At 66.1% G+C, this 25,752-nt stretch carries 20 protein-coding genes; 16 read left to right on the top strand and 4 right to left on the bottom strand.

The annotated features are described in order from the left end of the window. The first annotated feature begins 53 nt into the window (after positions 1 to 53). Together clpB and IMX13_RS12965 are read left to right on the top strand one after the other, a co-directional pair. Complete coding sequence (gene clpB / locus IMX13_RS12970; RefSeq protein ID WP_065174752.1) at positions 54 to 2,639, top strand: ATP-dependent chaperone ClpB; 2,586 nt, start codon at positions 54 to 56, stop codon at positions 2,637 to 2,639. Positions 2,640 to 2,790: 151 nt separating this feature from the next. Next, positions 2,791 to 4,077 (top strand): aminotransferase class V-fold PLP-dependent enzyme, encoded by a 1,287-nt coding sequence (locus tag IMX13_RS12965; RefSeq protein ID WP_053519387.1) that lies wholly within the window; start codon positions 2,791 to 2,793, stop codon positions 4,075 to 4,077. A gap of 181 nt (positions 4,078 to 4,258) precedes the next feature. Here the strand turns inward: IMX13_RS12965 and ybaL are convergent, their stop codons facing one another. Next, a complete protein-coding gene (ybaL, locus tag IMX13_RS12960; RefSeq protein WP_053519386.1) occupies positions 4,259 to 5,956 on the bottom strand; it encodes a YbaL family putative K(+) efflux transporter in 1,698 nt (565 codons plus the stop codon). A gap of 478 nt (positions 5,957 to 6,434) precedes the next feature. On the opposite strand from ybaL, the gene IMX13_RS12955 reads away from it, so the two are divergent. Further along, positions 6,435 to 6,968: a hypothetical protein gene (locus IMX13_RS12955; protein ID WP_193396490.1), complete on the top strand. Its 534-nt coding sequence runs from the start codon at positions 6,435 to 6,437 to the stop codon at positions 6,966 to 6,968. A gap of 327 nt (positions 6,969 to 7,295) precedes the next feature. Beyond that, positions 7,296 to 8,303, top strand: a complete 1,008-nt coding sequence (locus IMX13_RS12950) for a hypothetical protein (RefSeq protein ID WP_193396489.1) — start codon at positions 7,296 to 7,298, stop codon at positions 8,301 to 8,303. A 95-nt stretch (positions 8,304 to 8,398) separates the two neighbouring features. On the opposite strand, the gene IMX13_RS12945 is transcribed toward IMX13_RS12950, so the two are convergent. After that, positions 8,399 to 10,786, bottom strand: coding sequence for a TonB-dependent receptor (locus tag IMX13_RS12945; protein ID WP_193396488.1), 2,388 nt, complete (start codon positions 10,784 to 10,786; stop codon positions 8,399 to 8,401). A 335-nt stretch (positions 10,787 to 11,121) separates the two neighbouring features. On the opposite strand from IMX13_RS12945, the gene IMX13_RS12940 reads away from it, so the two are divergent. Beyond that, positions 11,122 to 12,987 carry an ABC-F family ATP-binding cassette domain-containing protein gene (locus tag IMX13_RS12940; RefSeq protein WP_053519381.1) on the top strand — a complete coding sequence of 622 codons (1,866 nt, stop codon included), beginning with the start codon at positions 11,122 to 11,124 and terminating at the stop codon, positions 12,985 to 12,987. A gap of 82 nt (positions 12,988 to 13,069) precedes the next feature. On the opposite strand, the gene ampR is transcribed toward IMX13_RS12940, so the two are convergent. Further along, positions 13,070 to 13,933, bottom strand: coding sequence for a LysR family transcriptional regulator AmpR (gene ampR / locus IMX13_RS12935; RefSeq protein ID WP_193396487.1), 864 nt, complete (start codon positions 13,931 to 13,933; stop codon positions 13,070 to 13,072). A gap of 176 nt (positions 13,934 to 14,109) precedes the next feature. On the opposite strand from ampR, the gene blaL2 reads away from it, so the two are divergent. The 3 genes from blaL2 (at position 14,110) to IMX13_RS12920 (ending at position 17,016) form a co-directional block, all read left to right on the top strand. Further along, entirely contained in the window at positions 14,110 to 15,021 is a 912-nt protein-coding gene (gene blaL2 / locus IMX13_RS12930) for a L2 family extended-spectrum class A beta-lactamase (protein WP_193396486.1), read from the top strand. Positions 15,022 to 15,105: 84 nt separating this feature from the next. Beyond that, the gene (locus IMX13_RS12925; RefSeq protein WP_193396485.1) at positions 15,106 to 16,320 is read left to right on the top strand and encodes a cation:proton antiporter; all 1,215 of its coding nucleotides are present in this window, start codon (positions 15,106 to 15,108) and stop codon (positions 16,318 to 16,320) included. Between the two features lie 48 nt (positions 16,321 to 16,368). Further along, entirely contained in the window at positions 16,369 to 17,016 is a 648-nt protein-coding gene (locus IMX13_RS12920; RefSeq protein ID WP_193396484.1) for a hypothetical protein, read from the top strand. Between the two features lie 85 nt (positions 17,017 to 17,101). Here IMX13_RS12920 and IMX13_RS12915 read toward each other — a convergent pair whose 3' ends face one another. Then, the gene (locus IMX13_RS12915) at positions 17,102 to 17,839 is read right to left on the bottom strand and encodes a DUF3011 domain-containing protein (protein ID WP_053519371.1); all 738 of its coding nucleotides are present in this window, start codon (positions 17,837 to 17,839) and stop codon (positions 17,102 to 17,104) included. Between the two features lie 158 nt (positions 17,840 to 17,997). Between IMX13_RS12915 and aspS the strand changes: the two genes are divergently transcribed. From aspS to IMX13_RS12875, 8 genes are all read left to right on the top strand, one after another. Next, positions 17,998 to 19,749, top strand: a complete 1,752-nt coding sequence (gene aspS, locus IMX13_RS12910; protein ID WP_053519369.1) for an aspartate--tRNA ligase — start codon at positions 17,998 to 18,000, stop codon at positions 19,747 to 19,749. Positions 19,750 to 19,765: 16 nt separating this feature from the next. After that, complete coding sequence (locus IMX13_RS12905; protein WP_053519367.1) at positions 19,766 to 20,089, top strand: hypothetical protein; 324 nt, start codon at positions 19,766 to 19,768, stop codon at positions 20,087 to 20,089. A gap of 31 nt (positions 20,090 to 20,120) precedes the next feature. Continuing rightward, positions 20,121 to 20,642, top strand: a complete 522-nt coding sequence (locus tag IMX13_RS12900) for a GNAT family N-acetyltransferase (RefSeq protein ID WP_065182592.1) — start codon at positions 20,121 to 20,123, stop codon at positions 20,640 to 20,642. 79 nt (positions 20,643 to 20,721) lie between these two features. Continuing rightward, complete coding sequence (locus IMX13_RS12895) at positions 20,722 to 21,354, top strand: thioesterase domain-containing protein (RefSeq protein ID WP_053519363.1); 633 nt, start codon at positions 20,722 to 20,724, stop codon at positions 21,352 to 21,354. Positions 21,355 to 21,490: 136 nt separating this feature from the next. Continuing rightward, entirely contained in the window at positions 21,491 to 22,222 is a 732-nt protein-coding gene (locus IMX13_RS12890; RefSeq protein ID WP_053519361.1) for a YebC/PmpR family DNA-binding transcriptional regulator, read from the top strand. A 105-nt stretch (positions 22,223 to 22,327) separates the two neighbouring features. After that, complete coding sequence (gene ruvC / locus IMX13_RS12885; protein ID WP_053519359.1) at positions 22,328 to 22,849, top strand: crossover junction endodeoxyribonuclease RuvC; 522 nt, start codon at positions 22,328 to 22,330, stop codon at positions 22,847 to 22,849. Positions 22,850 to 22,862: 13 nt separating this feature from the next. Continuing rightward, the gene (gene ruvA, locus IMX13_RS12880; RefSeq protein ID WP_193396483.1) at positions 22,863 to 23,456 is read left to right on the top strand and encodes a Holliday junction branch migration protein RuvA; all 594 of its coding nucleotides are present in this window, start codon (positions 22,863 to 22,865) and stop codon (positions 23,454 to 23,456) included. A 48-nt stretch (positions 23,457 to 23,504) separates the two neighbouring features. After that, a complete protein-coding gene (locus IMX13_RS12875) occupies positions 23,505 to 25,424 on the top strand; it encodes a potassium transporter Kup (RefSeq protein WP_053519356.1) in 1,920 nt (639 codons plus the stop codon). Positions 25,425 to 25,752 lie beyond the last annotated feature (328 nt).

Here is a 25,752-nt window from a genome sequence, read left to right as displayed (position 1 = left end):
TCTTTCCAGCATCGCCGGCACGGGCCGGCACTGACGACCGATGAGGATTCGCAATGCGGATGGACAAGCTCACCTCGCGTTTCCAGCAGGCGCTGGCGGACGCGCAGTCGTTGGCCGTGGGCCGCGACAACAGCATCATCGAACCGGTCCACGTGTTCAGCGCACTGCTGGACCAGCAGGGCGGCAGCACGCGCCCGCTGCTGGCGCAGGCCGGTGTCAATGTACCGGTGCTGCGCGAGCGCCTGGACGAGGCGCTGGACGCGCTGCCGAAGGTGTCCGGGCAGGCCGGCAACCTGTCGATCGGCAATGATCTCAACCGCCTGCTCAACCACACCGACAAGCTGGCCCAGCAGCACGGCGATGCCTTCATCGCCAGCGAGTGGTTCGTGCTGGCGGCGCTGGAGGATGGCGGCACGCTCGGCATGGCGCTGCGCGCCGCCGGTGCCGACAAGGCGCGCCTGCAGTCGGCGATCGACAAGCTGCGCGGCGGCGAGAACGTGCAGTCGGAGAACGCCGAAGAGCAGCGCCAGGCGCTGGAGAAGTACACCATCGACCTGACCGCGCGCGCCGAGAGCGGCAAGCTGGACCCGGTGATCGGCCGTGACGAGGAAATCCGCCGCACCATCCAGGTACTGCAGCGCCGGACCAAGAACAACCCCGTGCTGATCGGGGAACCCGGCGTGGGCAAGACCGCGATCGTGGAAGGGCTGGCCCAGCGCATCATCAACGACGAAGTGCCTGAGGGCCTGCGCGGCAAGCGCGTGCTGTCACTGGACATGGGCGCGTTGATCGCCGGCGCCAAGTTCCGCGGTGAATTCGAGGAGCGACTGAAGGGCGTATTGAACGACCTGGCCAAGAACGAAGGGCAGATCATCCTGTTCATCGATGAGCTGCACACCATGGTCGGGGCCGGCAAGGCTGACGGTGCGATGGACGCCGGCAACATGCTGAAGCCGGCGCTGGCGCGCGGCGAGCTGCACTGCATCGGTGCCACCACGCTGGACGAGTACCGCAAGTACATCGAGAAGGATGCCGCACTGGAACGCCGCTTCCAGAAGGTATTCGTGGGCGAGCCTTCGGTGGAGGACACCATTGCCATCCTGCGTGGGCTGAAGGAGAAGTACGCCCTGCACCACGGCGTTGAGATCACCGACCCGGCGATCGTTGCTGCGGCCACGCTGTCCAACCGCTACATCACCGACCGCCAGCTGCCGGACAAGGCCATCGATCTGATGGACGAAGCCGCCTCGCGCCTGCGCATGGAGATCGACTCCAAGCCCGAGGAACTGGATCGGCTGGAGCGGCGCGTGATCCAGCTGAAGATCCAGCGCGAAATGCTGAAGAAGGAGAAGGACGATGCCTCGCGGCAGCGCCTTGCCGATCTGGAGAATGACATCGAGGTGCTGGAGCGCGAATTCTCCGACCTCAATGAAATCTGGAAGTCGGAGAAGGCCGCGCTGCAGGGCGCAACGAAGATCAAGGAGCAGGTGGAGCAGGCCAAGCTGGAGCTGGAAGCCGCGCAGCGCCGGCAGGATTTCGCCAGGATGAGCGAGATCCAGTATGGGCTGCTGCCCCAACTGGAAAAGCAGCTGGCGGCTGCCCAGGAAGCCGAGCACAAGGACTTCAAGCTGGTGCAGGACCGGGTGACCGATGAGGAGATCGCCGAGGTCGTGTCGCGCTGGACCGGCATCCCGGTGAACAAGATGCTCGAAGGAGAGCGCGACAAGCTGTTGCGGATGGAAGAGGTGCTGCACAACCGCGTGGTCGGCCAGGAAGAGGCGATCAAGGTGGTGTCTGACGCGGTGCGTCGCTCACGCGCGGGCCTGTCCGACCCGAACCGGCCTGCCGGCTCGTTCCTGTTCCTGGGCCCGACCGGCGTCGGCAAGACCGAACTGTGCAAGTCCCTGGCCGAATTCCTGTTCGACAGCGCCGACGCGATGATCCGCATCGACATGAGCGAGTTCATGGAGAAGCACAGCGTCGCCCGCCTGATCGGTGCACCTCCGGGCTACGTCGGCTATGAGGAAGGGGGCTACCTGACCGAAGCCGTGCGTCGCCGTCCGTACTCGCTGATCCTGCTCGACGAGGTCGAGAAGGCGCATCCGGACGTGTTCAACATCCTGCTGCAGGTGCTGGACGATGGCCGCCTGACCGATGGCCAGGGCCGCACGGTGGACTTCCGCAATACCGTCATCGTGATGACCTCGAACCTGGGCTCGCACCAGATCCAGGACATGAGCGGTGACGACAGCCCGGAGGCCTACATGCAGATGAAGGCCGCGGTGATGGGGGTGGTGCAGGCGCACTTCCGTCCGGAGTTCATCAACCGCCTCGACGATATCGTGGTGTTTCACCCGCTGGACAAGCAGCAGATCAAGCAGATCGCGCGCATCCAGATGCGCGGGCTGGAGAAGCGGCTGGCCGAGCGCGGCCTGAAGCTGGTGGTGTCCGACGCCGCGTTCGACCTGCTGGGCAATGTGGGCTTCGATCCGGTATACGGCGCACGCCCGCTGAAGCGCGCGATCCAGTCGCAGCTGGAGAATCCGCTGGCACAGAAGATCCTGTCGGGCGCCTTCGCCAACGGTGACACCATCGAGGTCGGCAACGACGGCGGTCACCTGGTGTTCGCCAAGGCCTGATGTCGGCCGGGTTCCCGCCCATGGGGGCGGGAACCTGCGGGCTGCCGGGCAGGTCCTGATAACCACAGGTTACGGGCTCATCGCCAGCGGCTCTCAGCGTGCGCGGTGGGGTCGCCTATCGTGCAGGTTTCCCCGGATGGAACCTGACGCGATGAGTGATCCGCAGTGGCAACTGGAAACCCTGGCCGTGCACGGCGGCTACCGGCCCGACCCGACCACGCGCGCAGTGGCGGTGCCCATCTACCAGACCGTGGCCTACGCCTTCGATGACACCCAGCACGGCGCCGATCTGTTCGATCTGAAGGTGCAGGGCAACATCTATACCCGCATCATGAATCCCACCACCGACGTGCTGGAGCAACGTCTGGCCGCGCTGGAAGGCGGGATCGGTGCGCTGGCGCTGGCATCCGGGCAGGCTGCGATCACCTATGCGATCCAGACCATCGCCGAAGCAGGCGACAACATCGTCGCCGCCAGTGCGCTGTATGGCGGCAGCCTCAATCTGCTGGCGCATACGCTGCCGCAGTACGGCATCCAGGCGCGGTTCGCCGACCCGGCCGATCCGTCAGCCTTTGCTCCCCTCATCGACAGCCGTACCAAGGCGGTGTTCGTGGAGTCGATCGGCAATCCACGCGGGAATGTCACCGACATCGCCGCGATTGCCGAAGTCGCCCATGCCGCCGGCGTGCCCTTGATTGTCGACAACACGGTTGCCACGCCTTTCCTGCTGCGCCCGTTCGAGCATGGCGCGGATATCGTGGTGCACTCGCTGACCAAGTACCTCGGCGGCCATGGCAACAGTCTGGGGGGAGCGATCATCGATTCGGGCCGCTTCGACTGGACGGCGCAGCCACAGCGTTTCGCCCGTCTCAACCAGCCGGACCCGAGCTATCACGGTGTGGTCTACACCGACGCCCTCGGCCCGGCCGCCTACATCGGCCGTGCGCGGGTGGTGCCGCTGCGCAATACCGGCGCGGCGCTTTCGCCGTTCAATGCGTTCCTCATCCTGCAGGGCATCGAGACCCTGGCCCTGCGCATGGAACGGATCAACGCCAACGCGCTGGCCGTGGCGCAGTATCTGAAGCAGCATCCCAAGGTGGCGTGGGTGCGCTATGCCGGCCTGCCGGATGACCCAGAGCATGCGGGCGCACAGCGTTACCTGCGTGGGCAGGGCTCAGGCGTGCTGACCTTTGGCCTTCCTGGCGGACGTGAGGCCGGTGCCCGCTTCCTGGACGCACTGAAGCTGTTCACGCGGCTGGTCAACCTGGGTGACGCCAAGTCGCTGGCCACCCATCCGGCATCCACCACCCACCGCCAGCTGGATGCCGATGAACTGGCCCGCGCCGGGGTCAGCGAAGACACGGTGCGGCTGTCGATCGGCATCGAGCACATCGGCGACCTGCAGGCCGACCTGCAGCAGGCGCTGGCCGGCGCCTGATAGCCAGGCGCTTGGTCGTCATCGCCAGTGGCGATCACCACCGCCGCCGCGATGCGCTACGGTGGAGCTGCCTCTCCAAGGCGTGGCACTGGTGTTACCTATCCCCGGTCGATGCGGGTCGACCGGGGATTTTTCATGGCAGCCGCCGGGCATGGCCCGGCGCTACGCCGTCCGCCCTGCCTCACACCACCGGAATGCTGTGCTGGCCGAGATTCCGGTAGGGCGGGGTGGACATGATCATCTCCGCCAGCGAATAGGCCAGCTCGCGCTCGGCCATCACCGTGCCATCGGCGCCATGTTCCAGCAGGTGCTTCACTTCAGCATCGCTGTGTGCCCGTGCCAGCAGGGTCAGCTCGGGATTGATCGCGCGCAGTTTGGCCAGCGCTTCGCCGGCTTCCAATGGCTGCGGAATGGCCAGGACGGCGATCTTGGCGCGCTCCGGGTGGGCCTCGGCCAGCACCCGGTCGGCCGCGGCGCTGCCACGGATCGCCGCGAGGCCACTGGCATGTGCACGCTCGACATGGTCCTTGTTGTCATCGATCACCAGCACCGGTACGCCGCGGTCGCGCAGCACCTGCGCCAGCTCGCTGCCAACCCGGCCGTAGCCGATCACGATAGCGTGGTCATGCAGGTCGCGCGAGGGCCCGGTGGCTTCTTCCGGCTCCGGCGCCTGCGGCAGCTGCTCCTGCTTCGCCTGCCAGCGGTCGAGCAGGCCGAACACCAGCGGGTTGAGCATGATCGACACCAGTGCACCGGCCAGCACCAGCGACTGTCCTTCCTTCGGCAGGATCTGCAGCGAGACACCGAGGCCGGCGATGATGAAGGCGAACTCACCGATCTGCGCCAGGCTGGCCGAGATGGTCAGCGCGGTGCTGCTCGGGTGGCCGAACGCACGCACAATGAAGAAGGCGGCGGCGGACTTGCCGAACATGATGATCAGCACCGTGGCCAGTACCTGCCACGGATGCTGCACGACGATGTTGGGGTCGAACAGCATGCCCACCGAAACGAAGAACAGCACCGCGAACGCATCGCGCAGCGGCAGCGAATCATGCGCCGCCTTGTGGCTCAGTTCCGATTCGTTGAGCAGCATCCCGGCGAAGAACGCGCCCAGCGCGAAGGACACGCCGAACAGCATGGCCGAACCGAAGGCCACGCCCAGTGCGATCGCCAGCACTGACAGGGTGAACAGCTCGCGCGAGCCGGTGCCGGCGATGCGTTCGAGGATCCAGGGAATGACCCGCCGACCGACCACCAGCATCACGGCCACGAACAGGCCAAGCTGCACGAACGTCCAGCCCAGATCGGCCAGCACGCTGCCGACGGTGTGGGTTTCCTTGGCCGCATCGGGGCCGAACACGCCGGCGAGCACCGGCATCATCACCAGTGCCAGTACGCAGGCCAGATCCTCCACGATCAGCCAGCCTACTGCGATCTTGCCGCGCATGGTCTCCAGCAGGCGGCGCTCTTCCATCGCCCGCAGCAGGACCACGGTACTGGCGGTGGCCAGCGAGAAGCCGAAGATCACCCCATGCAGTGTCGGCCAGCCCATCAACCACGCCACGCCCCAGCCGAGCAGGGTAGCCACTGCGATCTGGCCGATGGCACCCGGGATGGCGATGGCCTTGACCGCCATCAGGTCCTTCAGCGAGAAGTGCAGGCCGACGCCGAACATCAGCAGCATCACGCCCAGTTCGGCCAGCTGGTTGGCCAGCGCCTGGTCGGCGACGAACCCCGGGGTGAATGGCCCCACGCAGATGCCAGCAACCAGATACCCGACCAGGGGAGACAAGCGCAGCTTGTTGGCCAGCGCGCCGAAGATGAAGGCGAGCCCCAGGCCAACGGCGACGATGTTGATCAGGTCGGTGTCATGGTGCATCGGCACTCGCAGGGTTCGGGGAGGGGGATGTCCCGATTTTCACCGATGAGGCCACATACGGCAAACCCCTCCAGCGTATCGGATCGTTGCGTAAGGGGAGCCGTCAGTGGTCGGCGTCCGAGCTGGCGTGTGCGGGCCGGTCGAGGGGCGCTGTCGGGATCGGCCCTGTGTGGGGCGGCCAGTTGCTCTGAACCATGAACCTGAGCCAAGCCGACGCCAGCCGATACAAGCACGGGAACGGGGATGGGTTCGACACGTGGCGACGTCTTTGCAGGGCCCCTGGCCCTGTGCCACAAGGTCTTCCAGTCGATGCGACGGCATCCAAGCACCGGTGGTTGGACGGAAGGCGCAGGCGAAGGGGGTGAAGTTTGCGATCTGGCGGGTTTCCCCGAAACCGGCACGCGTCACCATGTGCTCGCTCCTCCGTTCTGCTGACCAACCAGTGGGGCCTGCTCTCTTCAGACCAGTGAACAACCACATGAAGCTTCCCGACATTGACGTAGTAATGCAGGCGATAGGTCAAGACACGAGCTCGGCGCCCCTGGCCCGCTTGCTCCTTGAACTGGAAATCGGTGAGCGCGACCTTCGCCACTATCCGTTGAAGCTGGCGGGAATGCGGTTCTGGACTGACGAGGAAAATACGCTGCAGTTGGAATTCAAGGATATCGGCCTGCTGGCGGACATTCCGTACCATGACCTGGACGATGGGCCCTGGGTACTGACGAGCGCAGCGTTCTGGGGGCCGAGAAAGAGTAAGAAGAACAAGAAGGAAGAGCTTGCCTACTCTGGCCCGTTGCCCTGCGCACTGAGCTTTTCCATGCTGCGCCGACATGTAAGGGGGCGGCTCGATGCGCTGAATGCAGGGGATGCTGTTGAAATGGGATTTGATGGTGAGGTAGATGTCTGGTGCGTCGGTGGCTTGGAGCTCGCAGTTGATTTTTCTGGTCCCGATGATTCGATTCGCTGCATCTCGTTGAGCGTTCCTATCAAACGTATCGATCGCCATCCGTAGGCAGGTCGTGGCGGCTTACCGCTCAAGTGGACAACGAGATCTTTGTGAGTCATCCAACGGTTGAAGAATTCATCGCTGTGATCGGTAGAGATTCAGAATTGCAGGAGCTCGAAATCATGTTCTCCAGGAACGGAATCCAGCTCCGGGATCTGGATGATTACCGCTTGGGCGTCAGTGGTCACCGGATCTGAGTGGATGATGCTGCGGGACGGCAACTGGCAATGTCGACGCATGGACGCTCGAAAAGCTGGAGCTGGCTGTCGACTACGACGGTGAAAGGGGAGTGCGTTGCGTCAGCCTACGGCTGCCGCCAGAGGAATGAATGAAATGGAACTCCAGGCGATAACGGCCCTCTTTGGCAGAAGCGCTGCTGATCCAGCCGTCACGACGATGCTTCAATCGCTGGGCGTCAGGCGAAGACCAGAGTTGACCCGTCCCGCCAGAAGTCCTTATGAGGCCGTCCTGCGTGCGAGCGGCCAGGGCGTGCTGTTCTCTTTCAGCGAACGAAATTACTGGAATGGACGATCTGTAGCATCGCACGGGAAAAGCGGAGTGCTTGTTTTCACCAATGTCGCTGTGACCTCAGGAATTCCAGACGTCATGCGTCGCTATGAGGGTGTCCTGCCCTTTGGCCTAAAGTGGGATGACGACAGGGCTACGGCGCGCGCCAGACTGGCTACGGCAGGGTGGGGGAGTAGACTGCATGCCGGCAGGCGCGACGCTTGGTGGTTGCCTGACCACCGCATCCGTTTGACCTATCAACCGGAGTGCGTCGAACAGGCACGAGAGCCTGGGATCGTTGATATCAGCGTGGGAATTCCCATGCCATTGCTGGCCCACGCGCCGGCGATGCACGCGTTCCCCTCAGCGGAGCAGGTGCTCGATATCCTCGGGAGATCGACCGGAGGTGCCGATTTCCAGGCTGTGTTCCGGGAATTTGGTCTTGCGAGTCTGATGGCGGAGGCGAGCAGGGAGGTCGTTGACAGAGCCGACGAGCATGGCTTCATCCTTTACTTCGACAGTAAGCGAGGCGTGCCCGGTGGCCACCCGGTATGCACCGGCATAAGTTTCATCCGCGATCGACTGGGAAACTCAAGAGCCTGGGCTGGACCGTTGCCATTCGGTCTTCAATTCGATGATCCGCCGTCCATTCTCGAAGAACGCATTGGTGAACGAGCCAGTCGATGGCGCGATGAGGGAACGTTTGGCAGCGCGAGCTGGTCGCTCCCTGGATTTCAAGTAAACGTGAATTTTGACAGTCTGGACAATTGTCTTGAGTCTGTCCGTGTGATTGCACGAGGTCGTCGCAGGACCAATTGCCAGCCGTGCGACTGATCTGCCCGCAGCACAAAACAGAACACCCGCCGCGGTAGGTCAGCGGGTGCGAGACGCGAGCGCCGCCGGGCGCGGCCCGGCGTTACCGGTGCCGCTTACCAGGTGTACCGGATACGCCCGTACACATACGCGCCGTTGAAGCCGAACGGCGAGTAGTTGCTGTACGGCAGCATGCCGAAGGTCGAGTTCTGCAGGTCCGCCGTCCGGTCCGGATACTTGTCCAGCAGATTGTCCGCACCGACGGTCAGGGTCCAGTTGCTGCTCGGCTTGTAGCTGGCCGAGGCATCCACTACCCAGGCATCACCGTAGGTCTGGTCACGCAGCGCGGTGGCCGAATTGCGCACGGTGAACTTGCCGTAGCGTGTGGCCGCCAGGCCCAGCTCCCAATGATCCGAGCGCCAGGTGCCGCTGAGGATCGCCTTGTCGCGCGGATAGCTGTCCTCGATGCGGCCGATCTCATCGCGGCCGATCAGCGACTGCGAGATACCCAGCGTCGGGAACACCGACGGAGACCCGTTCACCCGCTTCACTTCGGTTTCGTTGTAGCTGTAGGCCGCCGTCAGCTCCAGGCTGCTGGCACTGAAGGGCACGGTATAGCTGGAGACGAAGTCCACGCCCCGCGTGCGCGTGTCCAGTGCATTGGTGAAGTACGAGAAGGCCGTCACCTGCGGCAGGCCCAGCCCGCCCAGCAGCGCGGCGGCAGCCGGCGTGGTGGTGATATTGGAGGACAGGGCGATGCGATCGTCAATGTCGATCTGGTACGCATCGATGGTCACGTACAGGCGGTCCACCGGCTGCAGCACCAGGCCCAGGCTGTAGCTGGTGGAGGTCTCGGCCTTCAGTGGCGAGGCGCCCAGCGCCTGTGCGGCCGGGCTGGTGGTGGGGAAAGTGCCGCGTTCGAAGAAGTCACCGTTGATGATGGTGCTGGTCACCGCCTGGTAGCCCTGCTGGCCCAGCGATGGCGCGCGGAAGCCACTGGACGCGGTGGCCCGCAGCGCGACCTTGTCGGTGAACGCGTAGCGTGCCGAAAGCTTGCCGGAGAAGCGGTCACCGAAGTCCGAATAGTCTTCGTAGCGCCCGGTGAGGCCGGCGGAGAACTTCTCGGTCAGGTCCGCTTCCAGGCCGGCGTAGACCGCATAGTTGTGGCGGTCGGTATGCACTTCATTGGTCGGGGTGAAGCCGGCGAAGCCCTGTGCGCCGCTGCCGGTGTACGAATTCAGCTCGCCCGGGTTCTGGTCCCACTTCTCCTTGCGGTACTCACCACCGAAGGACAGCGTCACCGGATAGGCCAGGCCCCAGTCCAGCGACTTGGTCAGGTCGGCATTGAAGATGTCCTGCTGGTACTTCAACGTGCCGTCGTAGAACGAGCTCGGGCTGGCCGTACCCAGGCTGTAGTTGATGGTGTTGCGGGTGTGGAAATCCAGGGTGTTCTCGCCGTGGTTCAGGCTCAGGTCCCAGGTCCAGCCGCTGTCGGTGCTGCCCTTGACGCCGGCCACCAGCGAGCGGTCCTTGGAGTACTGGTTGATCTGCGGCACGAAGCCGTCGGGATAGATCTGGGCCAGCAGGGCGCCCTGCCCACTGTGGTTGCGCGAGCGGTAGAACGCGAACGAGGTGATGTCGCGGTTGCTGAGCAACGCGCTGGCGTAGCCGGTAACGCGGTCGCTGAAGTCGAAGCTGGCGTTGGCCGAGGCGGCGGTCGCATCCACGCGCGGATCGCCGACCACGAAGGTCGTCTCGCCGATGCCAGGGAAATTGCCGGTGTTCGGTGTGCTGCCCTGGTAAGGACCGGCGCGGTTGCTTTCATCCTGCTGGCTGATCTGCCCGGCCACGTGCAGGCGGCCACGGCCGCTGCCGAACTCCACGCCGGTATCGCCGGAGAGCTGGTACTTGTTGCCATCGCCGGCCGAATACTGGCCGTAGTCGACGGCCAGGCTGCCGCCGCTGCCGCTGCCCTTGAGCACGATGTTGATGACGCCGGCGATGGCGTCCGAGCCGTACTGCGCCGAAGCGCCGTCGCGCAGCACTTCAACGCGCTCGATGGCGGCGATCGGAATCGCATTGATGTCCACCGCCGACGAGCCGCGGCCGATGCTGCCGTTGACGTTGATCATGGCGGAGGTGTGGCGGCGCTTCCCGTTGACCAGCACCAGCACCTGGTCCGGTGACAGGCCACGCAGCTGCGCCGGTCGCACGCCGCTGGTGCCGTCGGTCAGGGCCGGGCGCGGGAAGTTCAGCGAGGGCAGGGCACGCGACAGCGCGGTGGCCAGTTCGCTGGTGCCGGTGGACTGCAGAACCTCGGGGGTGATGATGTCGATCGGGGACTGCGATTCGGCGACCGTGCGGTCGGCCACGCGGGTACCGGTGACGATCACGGTGTCCAGTGTGTTGGCGGCAGTACCGCTCTGCTGGGCGGCGGCGAGGAACGGAGAGCCACCGAGTGCGACAGCGACGGCGGCGGCGATCAGGCTGGTCTTGCTGGTCATCGGGACGGAACTCCGGTTGGCGGGGACGGCACCGGTATCGACATCACGAGGTGAAGCGGACGACGGTTGTTGCGGTGCGCAAAATAGGAATTAACGGGATATTCAGTGCCTGTCAAATGCCGGCCATCGGAAAAAACGTTGCAGCAGCAACCATTTAGCCGCGATGGGCATCATCATGAGAGGGGCCCGGGACGCGTGCGGTGAGGACGTGGGAGAGAGGAAACGCCAGCCGCTGCGCATCCCGGGGCGCGTCAAGTATTCGTTAACGCTAGAATTGCGTCGCAGGAACAGTGCTTACCAGCACATTCCATCCGGTTATATGGACCCCTCCCCCGATGATTTCGCTTCGTAATTTCGCCTTGCGCCGCGGCGAGCGGCTGCTGTTGTCCAACGTCGACCTGACCCTGCATGCCGGTTACCGGGTGGGCGTGGTCGGCCGCAACGGTGCCGGCAAGTCCAGCCTGTTCGCGGCGGTGAAGGGCGAACTGGAGGCCGACAAGGGCGACGTCGACCTGCCCGGCAAGGTCCGCATTGCCAGCGTGGCCCAGGAAACCCCGTCGCTGCCGGATCCGGCGTTGAGCTTCGTGCTCGGTGGCGATACGGAAGTGGCCGCCGTGCTGGCCGAAGAGGCCGATGCGACCGCCCGTGAAGACTGGGAGGCGGTGGCCAATGCCCATACCCGGATGGCCGAGATGGGCGCCTATGACGCCGAAGCACGTGCCGGCAAGCTGCTGCACGGCCTCGGATTCCCGGCCGAGACCCACCACCGCGCGGTGTCCTCCTTCTCCGGTGGCTGGCGCGTGCGCCTGAACCTGGCCCGCGCGCTGATGATGCCCAGCGACCTGCTGCTGCTCGACGAACCGACCAACCACCTCGATCTGGATGCGGTGTACTGGCTGGAACAGTGGCTGCTGAAGTACCCCGGCACGCTGCTGCTGATCTCGCATGACCGCGAGTTCCTCGACAACGTTGCCACCCACACCCTGCACCTGCATGGGGGCGGCGCCAAGCTGTACCCGGGCGGCTACACCGATTTCGAGCGCCAACGTGCCGAGCAGCTGCGCCAGCAGCAGATCGCGCACGAGAAGGAACAGGCCGAGCGGGCCCACCTGCAGAGCTTCATCGACCGCTTCAAGGCGCAGGCCAGCAAGGCCGCGCAGGCGCAGAGCCGCATGAAGCGTCTGGCCAAGCTGGCCGGTACCGAGGCCGTGCGTGCCGAGCGCGAGTTCCGTATCGAGTTCGCACCGCCCGCCAAACTGCCGTTCTCGCTGATCCGCCTGAATCATGTCGAGGCGGGCTATGGCCAGGACGCCGTGATCCTGCACAACGTCGGCTTTGGTCTGGAAGCGGGACAACGCATCGGCCTGCTCGGCCCCAACGGCGCCGGCAAGACCACCCTGGTGAAGACCCTGGTGGGCGAGCTGGCACCGATTGCCGGCGAGCGCATGGCCCATCCGGACCTGAAGATCGGCTACTTCGCACAGCACACGGTCGAGTCGCTGCACGAAGGCCAGTCGCCGATGGAGCATTTCCGCGAGATCGCGCCGGATGCGCCGAACCAGTCGTTCCGCGACTTCCTCGGCAAGTGGAATTTCCCGGGTGATCGTGCATTCGAGCCGGTCGATGGCTTCTCCGGTGGTGAGCGTGCGCGCCTGGCGCTGGCGCTGATCGCCTGGCAGCAGCCGAACGTGCTGCTGCTGGACGAACCGACCAATCACCTGGACCTGGAAATGCGCGAGGCGCTGGCCGAAGCGCTGGCAACCTTCGAAGGCGCGATCGTGATGGTCTCCCATGATCGCCACCTGATCGGCCTGGTCTGCGATACCTACTGGCGCGTGGCCGATGGCGTGGTCGAGCCGTTCGACGGAGATCTCGACGCCTACGCTGCGTGGCTGCGCACCCGTCCGCAGGCGCAGGGCACCAAGGCGCGCATGGAGCAGGTGGAAGAGCCGGTAGTGGTCAAGACCGCACCGGTGGCGCAGGTCGTGCAGAAGAAGCCGGTGAATCCGCACAAGCTGGCCGCGGCGGAAGCCAAGGTGGCCGAGCTGGAAGCCGGCCTGGCCGAACTGGACCGTCAACTGGCGGACCCGGCCAACTATGCCGACAGCACCCGCATGGCCGTGCTGGGCCGTGATCGCGAAACGGCCGCTGCGCAGCTGGAAAAGGCTGAAGCTGCCTGGATGGAGCTGCTGGAGTCCTGATGGAGGGCGCCGGGCCATGCCCGGTGGTGTTCCCGATGCACTGCGCTCGCCGGGCATGGCCCGGCGCTACCGCTCGCGCGCGTCAGCCCTGCGCCTGCAACCATTCCCGGAAGCGTCGTGCAGGCTCACGCTCGGCGCGTGAGCGCAGCCTCGTCAGCCAGTAGCGGCCCAGTTCCAGCGTCGTGGCGAACGGCTGCAGCAGCCGTCCTTCCGCCAGTTCCTGTTCGAACATGCGCAGCGGCAGCAGGGCCACGCCGGCCCCTCCGGCAGCGGCCATGGCCAAGGTCAGCGACGAATCGAATACCGGCCCGCGCGCCTCCACGCCGCTGACCCCGGCCGCCTGCAGCCAGCGCGGCCACTCGTCATTGCGATAGGAGCGCAGCAGCGGCAGCGTGCCCAGATCACGCGGCTGTTTCAGCCGGCGTGCCAGGGCGGGGGCGCACAGCGGTGCGAACGGCGCATCCAGGATCGCCGTGCAGGCCTGCCCCTGCCAGTCGCCCTCACCGAAGCGGATGGCCAGGTCCAGGCCTTCGCCGGCAAGATCGATGCGGTTGTTGTGCGTCTGCACGCGAAGCTCGATATCCGGATGCGTGGCCTCGAACGCGGCCAGGCGTGGCAGCAGCCAGCCGGTGGCGAAGGTGCCCACCACGCCCAGCGTCAGCACTTCGCGGGCCGCTCCCCCCGTGTAGCGCGCGATGCTGGCCGAGATGCGCTCGAACGCTTCGTTGAGCACCGGGAACAGCGCGTCGCCTTCATCGGTGAGGGCGACGCCGCGAGGCAGGCGATGGAACAGGCGGATCCCCAGCCGGTCCTCCAGCCCCCGGATCTGATGGCTCAACGCGGCCTGGCTGACGCACAGCTCAAGCGCGGCGCGGGTGAAGTTCTGGTGGCGGGCCGCTGCTTCGAAGGCGCGCAGGGCGTTGAGCGGCAGAGTCGGATGCAGCATCGGAAAGCCGTGAGCTGAAATGATGACTGATCGTAGCGGGATCCGGATGGTTCGTGGAATCTCCGTTGAATGCCCTTCTTAGGCATGAATGAAATTGATGGCACGTGCTGAAAAAACGCGCTGGTCAGGCGCGGCGGGGGCTTTCGATAATCGGGTTCACTTTCCGGAGGTCCTGCATGTTGCCCCGTCGACGATTCCTTCAGTTCAGTACTTCAGCAGTGGTGTCTTCACTGGCTCTGCCGCTGATCGCCCGTGCCGCCGGCAGGGGCGTTGGCACGTCGGCGGCGGCCGGCGCGATCGCTGCCGCCACGGACTTTGCCGCCCTGGAAAAGGCCTGCGCGGGCCGGCTTGGCGTGACCGTGCTGGATACCGCCAGCGGTCGCCGCATCGGCCATCGCCAGGATGAGCGGTTCCCGCTGTGCAGCACGTTCAAGACGGTGCTGGCGGCCACGGTGCTGGACCAGTCACGGCGCGTGCCCGGGCTGCTGGACAGGCGCGTGCCGGTGCGCGAGGCCGACCTGCTTTCGCATGCGCCGGTGGCGCGCCGCCACGCCGGCAAGGATCTGACCGTACGCGACCTGTGCCGGGCAACGATCATCACCAGCGACAACACGGCGGCCAATCTGTTGTTCGACGTGGTGGGCGGGCCGCCCGCCGTGACGGCCTTCCTGCGCGCTCAGGGCGACAGCGTGACCCGCAGCGATCGTCTCGAGCCGGAACTGAACAGCTTCGCCGAGGGTGATCCACGTGACACCACCACGCCGGCGGCGATGGCCGCGACCCTGCAGCGGCTGGTGCTGGGCGATGCGCTGGCGCCGGGCGCGCGCCAGCAACTGGCCGACTGGCTGATCGACAACGAAACCGGCGATGCGTGCCTGCGCGCAGGGCTGGGCGCGCGCTGGCGGGTGGGCGACAAGACCGGCAGCAATGGCGAGGATGCACGCAATGACACCGCCGTGTTGTGGCCCATGGGGGGAGGGGCACCCTGGGTGATTACGGCCTACCTGCAGGCTGCGGACATCAGCAACGATCAACGCGCCAGCGTGCTGGCGCAGGTTGGACGCATCGCGGACAGGCTGATCGGCTGACGCCCGCCCGTCTCCGGGCCGGGCTTGCTCCGAGGGTCGTGCGCGCGCATCCTGCGCGCGTTCGAAACCACACGGAAGTCCCCCATGAGTCATGAGTTGATCTACCTGCTGCTGATCTTCGCGCTGCTGGTGATCCCGCGCGCGCTGCAGCGCTTCAGCCTGCCCGCACCGCTCACCTGCCTGCTGTTCGGGATCATCGGCATGCTCTGGCTCGGGGACCAGGCGCACGACGCGGTGATCGGGCTGCTGGCCACGCTCGGCATCTCGTCCCTGTTCCTGTTCGCAGGTCTGGAGGTCGATCTGCAGGCGTTGCGCCGTGGCATGTGGCCCCTGCTGGCGCATCTTGTGGTGCGCAGCGCCACCCTGTTCGGCGTCGGCTGGCTGGCCTGGCGCTACGCCGGCCTGCCGTGGCAGGCCGCGGGCCTGCTGGCCCTGGCGCTGCTGACGCCCTCCACGGGTTTCATCATGGATTCGCTGTCGCGGCTGGGTCTGAGCGAGGACGAGCGGTTCTGGGTGACCAGCAAGGCCATCGCCGGTGAGCTGCTGGCGCTGGCGGCACTGTTCATCGTGCTGCAGGCCGGCGATCCGGGTCACATGGCCCTGTCCAGCCTGGCCCTGCTGGCGATGATGGTCGGCCTGCCGCTGCTGTTCATCGCGCTGGGTCGCTGGGTGGCGCCGCACGCGCCCGGTTCGGAGTTCTCGCTGCTGGTCATGGTCGGCATGGTCGCTGCCTACATCACCTACCTGCTGGGGGTGTATTACCTGGTGGGCGCCTTCATCGCAGGCCTGGTCGCACGGCTTCTGCACCAGCGCATGCCGCTGCTGGCCTCGCACGAGAACCTGCATGCACTGCGGCTGTTCGCATCGTTCTTCGTGCCGTTCTACTTCTTCAATGCCGGCACCAAGGTTCCCGCCGAGGCATTGAGCTTCGAAGCGCTGGGGCTGGGCATCGTGATCACCCTGGTGGTGCTGCCGCTGCGTATCGGCGTGGTCTGGCTGCAGCGCCGGCTGATGTTCGGTGAGAGTTTCCGCAGCAGTCTGCGCGTGTCGCTGGCGCTGGCGCCGACGCTGATCTTCACCCTGGTCCTGGCCGCGATCATGCGTGAGCGGTTCCAGATTCCGGCGGTGCTGTTCGGCGCATTGCTGCTGTACGCGGCGCTGACCACCCTGCTGCCCTCGCTGGTGTTCCGCACGCCCTTCGATGTCGACCCGGTCGAGCAGGAACCGGTCGGGGCGGGCGAGGCCGCACCGGTGGCGGCAACCGAGACCCTGGCGGAGGGCGTGGACACGAGCCGTTGAACGGGCCAGTGGTTTGCGCAGGCCGGCCATGGCCGTTAGGGTTGGGGCATGAAACTGCCTGCCCTCGTCACTGCTTCTGTCGCCCTGCTCACGCTCGCAGCCTGCTCACAGCCCTCGCATACGGTCGCCCACGACGTGGCGACGGCCCCGGCCGATGCCTTCATGGCTGCGATCGCCGCCCACTGCGGCCAGGCGTATGAGGGCAAAGTGGTGGAGGACACGCCGGCACCGACCGGCAAGGACCCCTTCGCCGGGCAGCGGCTGGTCATGCACGTGCGGGGCTGTGCCGATCCCGGGCATGAGCTGCGCATCCCCTTCCATGTCGGCGATGATCATTCGCGGACCTGGGTCCTGACCCGCACCGAGAGCGGGCTGCGCCTCAAGCACGATCACCGGCATGCCGATGGCAGCCCTGATGCGATCACCCTGTATGGCGGCGACAGCCGTCCGCCGGGTACCGCCGAACGCCAGCAGTTCCCGGCCGATGCCGATTCGGTGGCCATGTTCCGCCGCGCCGACATGCTGGCGTCCACCCACAACGTGTGGGCGATGGAGATCGAGCCGGACCAGCGCTTCGTCTACGAGCTGACCCGTCCCGAAGGCCGCCGCTTCCGCGTGCAGTTCGACCTGAGCAAGCCGGTGGCGTTGCCGCCGGCACCGTGGGGCGACGAGGCCCCGCCGGCAACCGCACCGTAGCGCTCGAATCGCGCCTGACAGTGCCGGGCCATCCCCGGCGAGCGCGGCGGCGGCGATGCCGCCGCACGCCCGCAGGTTCGTTCGCTCAGCGCGTGCCGAAGCGGGCCCGGCAGCCGTTGCTCACCCAGACCTGGCCCCGCGAATAGCCCCAGCTGCGGCCCTCCTGACAGGCGCTGCCCGACAGCTGCTGCTGCAGCACGGGCCGGCCCTGGCGCTCGTCCCAGTCACAGTTCTGGGTGCGGTTGTTGTTGCTGCTGCAGGTAATGGAGTAATTGCTGTTGCCGCCGCCGCCCCAGCCGCCGTTGCCGCCGCCCCAGCCACCGCGGGCTTCAGCGAACTCGGCGCGGCAGCCATTGCTGACCCACACCGCGCCATTGCGCACGCCCCAGGTGCGGCCTTCCTGGCAGGGACTGCCGGACAACTGGCGGACCAGGCGGGCATTGCGCCATCCGACCGGACAGCTGCGTTCACGGTTGTTCTGGCTTTCGCAGCGGATGGTGTCGCCGTTGCTGCCCCCCCAGCCGCCATTCCCACCGCCCCAACCGCCGCGACCCTCGACGAATTCGGCACGGCAGCCGTTGTTGACCCAGATGCTGCCGTTGCGGCTGCCCCAGGTACGGCCTTCCTGGCAGGCCGAGCCGGACAGCTGGCGTACCAGCTGCGCGCTGCGCCAGCCGGTAGTGCAGACCCGTTCGCGGTTGTTCTGGCTTTCGCAGCGGATGACGCCGTTCTGCGCGGCGGCGGGGGCGGGGGAGAGGGTGAGCCCGGCGAGGGCGCCCAGGCTGAGGGTGACGGCCAGGCTGGCCAGGGACAGCGTTTTCATGGCGAATCCCCATACGGTGTGTGGTGCGCGACTATAAGGACGGAACGGATAAAGCCCGTGTGACTGCCCCGCATTTGCCCCGGCCGGGGCCTCGGCCGCAGAATACGGGGCTTTCCGGCCCCATCGGGTGCCGGCGTTCTCCAGCGGAGCTTTCCCCCATGCGTACCCACTTCTGCGGCCTGGTCGACGAGACCCTGATTGGCCAGACTGTCACCCTCGCCGGCTGGACCGACGTGGCCCGTAACCAGGGCGGCGTCTGCTTCATCGATCTGCGCGATCATGAAGGCATCGTGCAGGTGACGGTCGAGGTCGACAACGCCGAAGTGTTCGCGGTCGCGGCCAGCCTGGGCTACGAGGATGTGCTGCAGGTGGAAGGCGTGGTGCGTGCCCGCCACGCGGTGAACGACAAGATGGCGACCGGCAGGGTGGAAGTGATCGCCACGGCCATTACCGTGCTGAACAAGGCGGCGCCGTTGCCGTTCCACGCTCACGAGAATCCGGGCGAAGATACCCGCCTGAAGTACCGCTACCTGGACCTGCGCCGCCCGGAAATGCAGCGCATGCAGCGCACCCGCATCAAGCTGGTGCAGGCGCTGCGCCGTCACCTGGATGCGCGTGGCTTCCAGGACATCGAAACCCCGATCCTGACCAAGGCCACCCCGGAGGGCGCGCGCGACTTCCTGGTGCCGGCGCGCATGCATCCGGGCGAGTTCTACGCTCTGCCGCAGAGCCCGCAGCTGTTCAAGCAGATCCTGATGGTGGCCGGCTTCGACCGTTACTACCAGATCGCGCGCTGCTTCCGCGATGAAGCGCTGCGTGCCGACCGCCAGCTGGAATTCACCCAGCTGGACATGGAGTTCGCCTTCGTGCGCGAGCGCGACGTGCAGGATTTCGTCGAAGAGATGATCCGCGCCATCTTCAAGGAAGTGGTGGACGTCGACCTGGATGCCAGCTTCCCGCGCATGACCTGGGCCGAAGCGATGCGCCGCTATGGGTCGGACAAGCCGGACCTGCGCATCGCGCTGGAACTGGTGGACGTGGCCGAGCTGGTCAAGGGCAGTGAGTTCCCGGTGTTCACCGGCCCGGCCAACGACGCCGATGGCCGCGTCGCCGCGCTGCGCATCCCCGGTGGCGCAGCGTTGAGCCGCAAGCAGATCGATGAGTACGCTGCGCACGCCGCCAAGTACGGCGCCAAGGGCCTGGCCTACATCAAGATCGCCGACAACGGCGAGGTCAGCTCGCCGATCCAGAAGTTCTTCAGCGAAGACGCCTTCGCCGCGCTGGTTGCCCACGTCGGCGCTGGCAAGGGTGACATCGTGTTCTTCGGTGCCGGTGGCTACAACAAGGTCTCCGACTTCATGGGCGCGCTACGCCTGAAGGCCGGCAAGGACTTCGGCCTGGTCGCCGATGGCTGGCGCCCGTTGTGGGTCACCGATTTCCCGATGTTCGAATGGGACGACGAGGCGCAGCGCTATGTCGCCCTGCATCACCCCTTCACCGCACCGGCTGTGGACGATATCGCCGACCTGCGCGCCAATGCCCGTACCGCGGTCTCGCGCGGCTACGACATGGTGCTCAACGGCAATGAAATCGGCGGCGGCTCGATCCGTATCCATCGCCCGGACATGCAGAGCGCGGTGTTCGAGCTGCTCGGCATCGGCGCCGAAGAAGCGCGTGCCAAGTTCGGTTTCCTGCTCGACGCGCTGAACTACGGCGCGCCGCCGCACGGCGGCATCGCATTCGGCATCGACCGCATCGCCGCGCTGATGGCCGGCACCGAGTCGATCCGCGACGTCATCCCGTTCCCGAAGACCACCGGTGCACAGGATCTGATGACCGACGCGCCGTCGCCGATCGTCGACGAGCAGCTGGCCGAAGTGCACATCCAGGTTCGCCCCAAGAAAAACTGATCAGGAGATCCAGGCAATGACCGAGTTTGCGTTTTCGCTGGAGTGGGAAAAGCTGGGCAATGAAGGCTCCGAGGCCAACCTGGTCACCGAGCGGGCACGCGTGTTCGGTGGTTGGCTGGTCCGCGTCGGTACCAACCCGGCGGCGATGGCCCTGACCTTCGTCGCCGACGGCGAAGGCCGCTGGGACGGTGAAGACTTCGGCGTCGAGGATTACGAAGACGACGAAGAGGAAGAAGAGTACGACGAGGACGAGGAAGGCGAAGAAGAGGACGAGGACGAAGAGGAGTACGAGGAAGAGGACGAGGAAGACGAAGACGCGGAATCGCCTGAAAAGGCTTGACCCGCCCTTCGCGCTGACGTCAACTTCCTGCATGTACTCGATCCGCCGCGCCACCGTGGACGACGCGCCGACCTTGTCGGCGCTGGCCGCACGCACGTTCACCGAGACTTTCGGCCACCTGTATCCGCCGCAGGACCTGCAGGCGTTCCTGCAGGAGTCCTACACGGTCGAGCGCCAGCGCACGATCCTGGCTCACCCGGATTACGCCGTGTGGTTGCTGGAGCGGGAAGGGGAGGCGGTCGGTCATGCCGCCGCCGGCCCCTGTGGCCTGCCCCATCAGGATGTGAAAGCGGGGGATGGCGAGCTCAAGCGCCTGTACCTGGTCAAGTCGCAGCAGAGTTGTGGCTGGGGCAGCCGCCTGCTGGAAACCGCGCTGGCGTGGCTGGAACGCGACGGCCCGAGGACACTGTGGCTGGGCGTGTGGTCGGAGAACTTCGGCGCACAGCGCTTCTATGCCCGTTACGGCTTCGAGAAGGCCGGGCAGTACCTGTTCCCGGTCGGCCAGACCAACGATCTGGAGTTCATCCTGCGCCGCGCGCCGCGAACGGCCTGAGCGCGTTCACCGCCGCTTTCTGCCGGCGTGTGTTCAATCACTTCACGTTTTCGCCCCGCTGATCGCCAGGCTGTTGCACATGACACCCCCCGTACTGCTGCTCCATGGCATCTGGAACGCCCGCGCCTGGGTAGGGCCGCTGGCGTGGCGCCTGCGCGCGCGCGGGTTCCGGGTGCAGACCTTTGGCTATTCCTCCGTGTTCGGCGGCCCGGATGTAGCGGTACCTCAGCTGTTGGAGCGTCTGGCCGATGCCGGACCGCTGTCGCTGGTCGGCCACAGCCTTGGCGGGCTGCTGGCGCTGGAGGCACTGCGCCGGCAACCGCAGCTGCAGGTACAGCGCGTGGTCTGCCTTGGCTCGCCGCTGCGCGGCAGCGGTACCGCGCGTTCGCTGTCCGAGCATGGCTGGGGCCTGGCCTTGGGCCGCAGCAGCGAACTGCTGCTTGACGGCCTGCCCGACTGGCAGGGCACGGCCGCGGTCGGCCTGATCGCCGGTTCGGTGCCGCATGGGCTGGGCAGCCTGCTCGGCGCGATCGACGATGCCTCCGACGGCACGGTGGCGCTGGCGGAAACCCGCCTGCCGGGTCTGGCCGATCATTGCGTAGTGCGTACCAGCCACAGCGGCCTGGTGGTTTCGCCCGATGCGGCACGGCAGACCGCGCACTTCCTGCGCCACGGCCGGTTCGATCACAGCCGCGACGCTGCGGCCGCGTAGGCGCCCGGTCGATGCGCACCGTCCGCCGGGCCATGCCCGGCGAGCGCAGCGGCGCCCATCCGCCCTAGACACGGTTGCAGCGCCCGATCAGGTAGAATCCGCGCCTTGATCCTGAAGCAGCCAGACGGTAGCACCCATGGGTAGAGGCCCCTCCATCGAAGCCCGCAAGAACGCGTCCGACGCGAAGCGCGGCAAGATTTTCACCAAGATCATCCGCGAGATCGGCGTGGCCGCGCGCGGCGGTGGAGGCGACCCCAACAACAACCCGCGCCTGCGCGTGGCGATGGACAAGGGCCTGGCCGTGAACATGTCCAAGGACGTGATCGAACGTGCGATCAAGAAGGCCACCGGTGAGCTGGAAGGCGTCGACTACGAGGAAGTGCGCTACGAGGGCTATGCGCCCGGCGGTGTGGCGGTGATCGTCGATTGCCTGACCGACAACCGCGTGCGCACCGTGGCCGATGTCCGCCACGCGTTCAGCAAATGCGGCGGCAACATGGGGACCGAGGGTTCGGTGGCCTTCATGTTCAAGCGCTTGGGCGTGCTCAGCTTTGCCCCGGGTGCCGACGAGGAGGCGATCACCGAAGCGGCCATCGAGGCGGGCGCCGATGACATCGTCGTCTATCCGGACGATGGCTCGATCGACGTGGTCACCAGCCCTGACGCATTCAACGCGGTAAAGGAGGCGATGACTGCCGCAGGGCATCTCGCCGACCACGCCGAGATCACCTTCCGCGCCGACAACGACATCAAGGTCGAGGGCGAGGTCGCACTGCAGGTCCGCAAGCTGCTGGACATGCTTGAAGACCTGGACGACGTGCAGGACGTGTATTCGAACGCCGAACTCGGCGCCGACGCCTACGCCTGAGCCGTCACCGACGGCCTGGGCGCGGGCCGTTGAACGGTCACCGCGGACAGTCATGAGCCCATACGCCTGCCAGCGCTTCCCGTTCCGCCCCGCCAGGAGCGCGGCATGACCCGCATCCTCGGCATCGACCCCGGTTCACAGCGGACCGGGGTGGGCATCATCGATGTCGATGCCGCAGGGCGCGTCATCCACGTCCATCACCAGCCCCTGGTACTGCTGGGCGCCGACGATTTCCCGCAGCGGATGAAGCTGCTGGTGCTGGGTCTGGCCGACCTGTGCCGCGAGTACCAGCCGCAGGAAGTGGCGATCGAGCGCGTGTTCATGGCGCGCAACCCCGATTCGGCGCTGAAGCTGGGCCAGGCCCGCGGCGCAGCCATTTCGGCCGTGGTGCTGCGCGACCTGCCGGTGCACGAATACGCCGCCAGCGAGATCAAGCTGGCCGTGGTCGGCCGTGGTGGCGCGGAAAAGCAACAGGTTCAACACATGGTCGGGCTCATGCTCAACCTGAAAACCAAGCTGCAGGCCGACGCGGCCGACGCGTTGGCGGTAGCGATCACCCACGCCCACGTAAGGGCGACGGCCAACCGCCTGGGGCTCAGCGCCCGCCAGGCGTGGGGTCGCAAATGAGGAGCTGCACGCAATGATCGGTCGACTGCGCGGCATCGTCGCCTACAAGGCGCCGCCGTGGCTGGTGGTGGACGTGAATGGAGTGGGCTACGAACTGGAGGCGCCGATGAGCACCTTCTACGACCTGCCCGAGCTTGGACGCGAGCTCACGCTGTACACCCATTACGCGCAGAAGGAAGACAGCGTCTCGCTGTACGGCTTCCTGCGCGAGGGCGAGCGTCGGCTGTTCCGCGATGTGCAGAAAGTCAGCGGCATCGGCGCGAAGATCGCGCTGGCCGTGCTGTCCGCTGTCAGCGTCGAGGAATTCGCGCGCATGGTGCAGGCGGGCGACATCACCGCACTGACCCGCATCCCGGGCATCGGCAAGAAGACTGCCGAGCGCATGGTGCTGGAGCTGCGCGACCGTGCGGCCCAGTTCGGTGCCGGCGGGGCGCTGCCGACCGGCAGCGGTCCGGCCCCGGCCGACCCGCTGTCCGATGCCACCGTGGCGCTGCAGCAGTTGGGCTACAAGCCGGCCGAAGCGGCCCGCATGGCCCGTGATGCCTTCAACGAAGGCGACGAAGTGGCCACGGTCATCCGCAAGGCCCTGCAGTCGGCGCTGCGCTGAGCCGCGTCCTTTTCCTCCCCCCATCGCCTGAGCTTCGCCAGGAGTCCCATGTCCAGCAGTCAAACCCCGCATGCAGCCGCCCCTGGCGGACACGGTCACGCCCCCCCGGCCGGGGGACTGGCGCTGGTCATCGGTGCGATCGGTGTGGTCTTCGGTGACATCGGTACCAGCCCGCTGTACACCCTGAAGGAGGCGTTCTCGCCGCACTACGGGCTCAACAGCGACCACGACACCGTGCTCGGCGTGCTGTCGCTGGCGTTCTGGGCGCTGAACATCGTGGTCACCCTGAAGTACGTGACCATCATCATGCGCGCCGACAACGATGGCGAGGGCGGCATCATGGCGTTGATGGCGCTGACCCAGCGTACGCTGCGCAACGGCTCACGCTCGGCCTACGTGGTGGGCATCCTGGGCATCTTCGGTGCGTCGCTGTTCTTCGGTGATGGCGTGATCACCCCTGCGATCTCGGTGCTTGGTGCCGTCGAGGGCCTGGAGGTGGCCGCACCGGGCCTGCACGCGTTCATCGTGCCGATCACCGTGGTGGTCCTGCTGATGGTGTTCGCCGCGCAGCGTTTCGGCACAGAGAAGATCGGCAAGGCGTTCGGCCCGATCACCTCGGTGTGGTTCATTTCGCTGGCGGCGATCGGCATCTACAACATCATCGATTCGCCGGAAGTGCTGAAGGCGTTCAACCCGTGGTGGGCGATCCGCTTCTTCATGGAGCACAGCTGGCACGGCATCTTCATCCTTGGCGCCGTGGTGCTGGCGGTCACCGGTGGCGAGGCCCTGTATGCCGACATGGGCCACTTCGGTGCCAAGCCCATCCGCCATGCCTGGTACTTCTTCGTGCTGCCGTGCCTGGTGCTGAACTATCTGGGGCAGGGCGCGCTGGTGCTGAACCACCCCGAAGCGGTGAAGAATCCCTTCTTCGAAGCGGTCCCCGACTGGGCCCTGTATCCGATGATCATCCTGGCCACGATGGCGGCGGTGATCGCCTCGCAGTCGGTGATCACCGGCGCGTTCTCGGTCTCGCGCCAGGCCATGCAGCTCGGCTACATCCCGCGCATGCGCATCAAGCACACTTCGCACGACACCATCGGCCAGATCTACATCCCGGGCATCAACTGGGGCATCGCGGTGATGGTCATCGGCCTGGTGCTGGCCTTCCGCAGCTCGTCGAACCTGGCCGTGGCCTATGGCATCTCGGTCTCGGCCACCATGCTGATCGATACGCTGCTGCTGGCCCTGGTCGCGCGCTCGCTGTGGCCGAAGGCGCGCCATTGGATCCTGCCGCTGTGCGTGGTGTTCTTCATCATCGACGTCGGCTTCGTCATCGCCAATGGCGCCAAGCTGCTGCAGGGCGCCTGGTTCCCGGTCGTGCTGGGCATCTTCCTGTTCACTATGATGCGCACCTGGCGCCGTGGCCGAGAGCTGCTGCGCGACGAGATCCGCAAGGACGGTATCCGCATCGACACCTTCCTGCCGGGCCTGATGCTGGCGCCGCCGGTGCGCGTGCCGGGTACCGCGGTGTTCCTCACCGCTGACCCGACCGTGGCTCCGCATGCACTGATGCACAACCTCAAGCACAACAAGGTGCTGCACGAGCGCAACGTCTTCCTGCATGTGGAAACCCTGCCCATTCCCTATGCGATGGAGGGGCAGCGGCTGAAGATCGAATCGGTGGGCGACGAGTTCTACCGGGTCTATGTCCGCTTCGGTTTCATGGAGACGCCGGACGTACCGTTGGCGTTGATGCGCTCCTGCGACCACGGCGGGATCTATTTCGATCCGATGGACACCACCTTCTTCGCCAGCCGCGAGACCATCGTCGCCACCGCCAACCGCGGCATGCCGATCTGGCGCGACAAGCTGTTCGCGCTGATGCATCGCAACGCTGCGCCGGCCACGGGCTTCTTCCGGATTCCGGGCAACCGTCTGGTTGAGTTGGGCGCACAGGTGGAGATTTAATCTCCACCTGCGTTACGTCCCACGATTTGCTGCGCAAACCGTGGGCCCCGCGCGCATTCCACCTTATCCCCCCGCCTATCGGCGCGCCCCCTTGAACAACAAGGGGGCTCCTCTTGCGGAGATGCTGCGTGCCTGAAACTGAGCCCACTCTCCTGCTCTGTTCCATCCACGCATGGCGTGGATCTTCCGTGTCGACCAAGGTCGACACCTACCATCAGATCGCGGCCAACTGTCGAAGGCGGGGTGGGTCCGGTTGCGGGGGCGTGAGCCGCATGGATGCGGCGACCGAGCTTACATGGACGTACTTGCAGCGTCCCCCGCAACCGGA

The organism is Stenotrophomonas sp. B2 (genome assembly GCF_014947095.1).
GTDB classification, from domain to species: domain Bacteria; phylum Pseudomonadota; class Gammaproteobacteria; order Xanthomonadales; family Xanthomonadaceae; genus Stenotrophomonas; species Stenotrophomonas maltophilia_P.
This window is presented reverse-complemented; position numbering and strand designations above follow the sequence as displayed.

Excerpts from the sequence above, each read along its gene's own strand:
- IMX13_RS12895 (WP_053519363.1), top strand. The coding sequence starts at position 20,722 with ATGACACCCCCCGTACTGCTGCTCCATGGCATCTGGAACGCCCGCGCC.
- ybaL (WP_053519386.1), bottom strand. The coding sequence starts at position 5,956 with ATGCACCATGACACCGACCTGATCAACATCGTCGCCGTTGGCCTGGGG.
- IMX13_RS12890 (WP_053519361.1), top strand. The coding sequence starts at position 21,491 with ATGGGTAGAGGCCCCTCCATCGAAGCCCGCAAGAACGCGTCCGACGCG.
- ruvC (WP_053519359.1), top strand. The coding sequence starts at position 22,328 with ATGACCCGCATCCTCGGCATCGACCCCGGTTCACAGCGGACCGGGGTG.
- IMX13_RS12915 (WP_053519371.1), bottom strand. The coding sequence starts at position 17,839 with ATGAAAACGCTGTCCCTGGCCAGCCTGGCCGTCACCCTCAGCCTGGGC.
- IMX13_RS12955 (WP_193396490.1), top strand. The coding sequence starts at position 6,435 with ATGAAGCTTCCCGACATTGACGTAGTAATGCAGGCGATAGGTCAAGAC.
- aspS (WP_053519369.1), top strand. The coding sequence starts at position 17,998 with ATGCGTACCCACTTCTGCGGCCTGGTCGACGAGACCCTGATTGGCCAG.
- IMX13_RS12965 (WP_053519387.1), top strand. The coding sequence starts at position 2,791 with ATGAGTGATCCGCAGTGGCAACTGGAAACCCTGGCCGTGCACGGCGGC.
- IMX13_RS12920 (WP_193396484.1), top strand. The coding sequence starts at position 16,369 with ATGAAACTGCCTGCCCTCGTCACTGCTTCTGTCGCCCTGCTCACGCTC.
- IMX13_RS12945 (WP_193396488.1), bottom strand. The coding sequence starts at position 10,786 with ATGACCAGCAAGACCAGCCTGATCGCCGCCGCCGTCGCTGTCGCACTC.
- IMX13_RS12925 (WP_193396485.1), top strand. The coding sequence starts at position 15,106 with ATGAGTCATGAGTTGATCTACCTGCTGCTGATCTTCGCGCTGCTGGTG.
- clpB (WP_065174752.1), top strand. The coding sequence starts at position 54 with ATGCGGATGGACAAGCTCACCTCGCGTTTCCAGCAGGCGCTGGCGGAC.
- IMX13_RS12905 (WP_053519367.1), top strand. The coding sequence starts at position 19,766 with ATGACCGAGTTTGCGTTTTCGCTGGAGTGGGAAAAGCTGGGCAATGAA.
- blaL2 (WP_193396486.1), top strand. The coding sequence starts at position 14,110 with ATGTTGCCCCGTCGACGATTCCTTCAGTTCAGTACTTCAGCAGTGGTG.
- ampR (WP_193396487.1), bottom strand. The coding sequence starts at position 13,933 with ATGCTGCATCCGACTCTGCCGCTCAACGCCCTGCGCGCCTTCGAAGCA.
- IMX13_RS12875 (WP_053519356.1), top strand. The coding sequence starts at position 23,505 with ATGTCCAGCAGTCAAACCCCGCATGCAGCCGCCCCTGGCGGACACGGT.
- ruvA (WP_193396483.1), top strand. The coding sequence starts at position 22,863 with ATGATCGGTCGACTGCGCGGCATCGTCGCCTACAAGGCGCCGCCGTGG.
- IMX13_RS12900 (WP_065182592.1), top strand. The coding sequence starts at position 20,121 with ATGTACTCGATCCGCCGCGCCACCGTGGACGACGCGCCGACCTTGTCG.
- IMX13_RS12950 (WP_193396489.1), top strand. The coding sequence starts at position 7,296 with ATGGAACTCCAGGCGATAACGGCCCTCTTTGGCAGAAGCGCTGCTGAT.
- IMX13_RS12940 (WP_053519381.1), top strand. The coding sequence starts at position 11,122 with ATGATTTCGCTTCGTAATTTCGCCTTGCGCCGCGGCGAGCGGCTGCTG.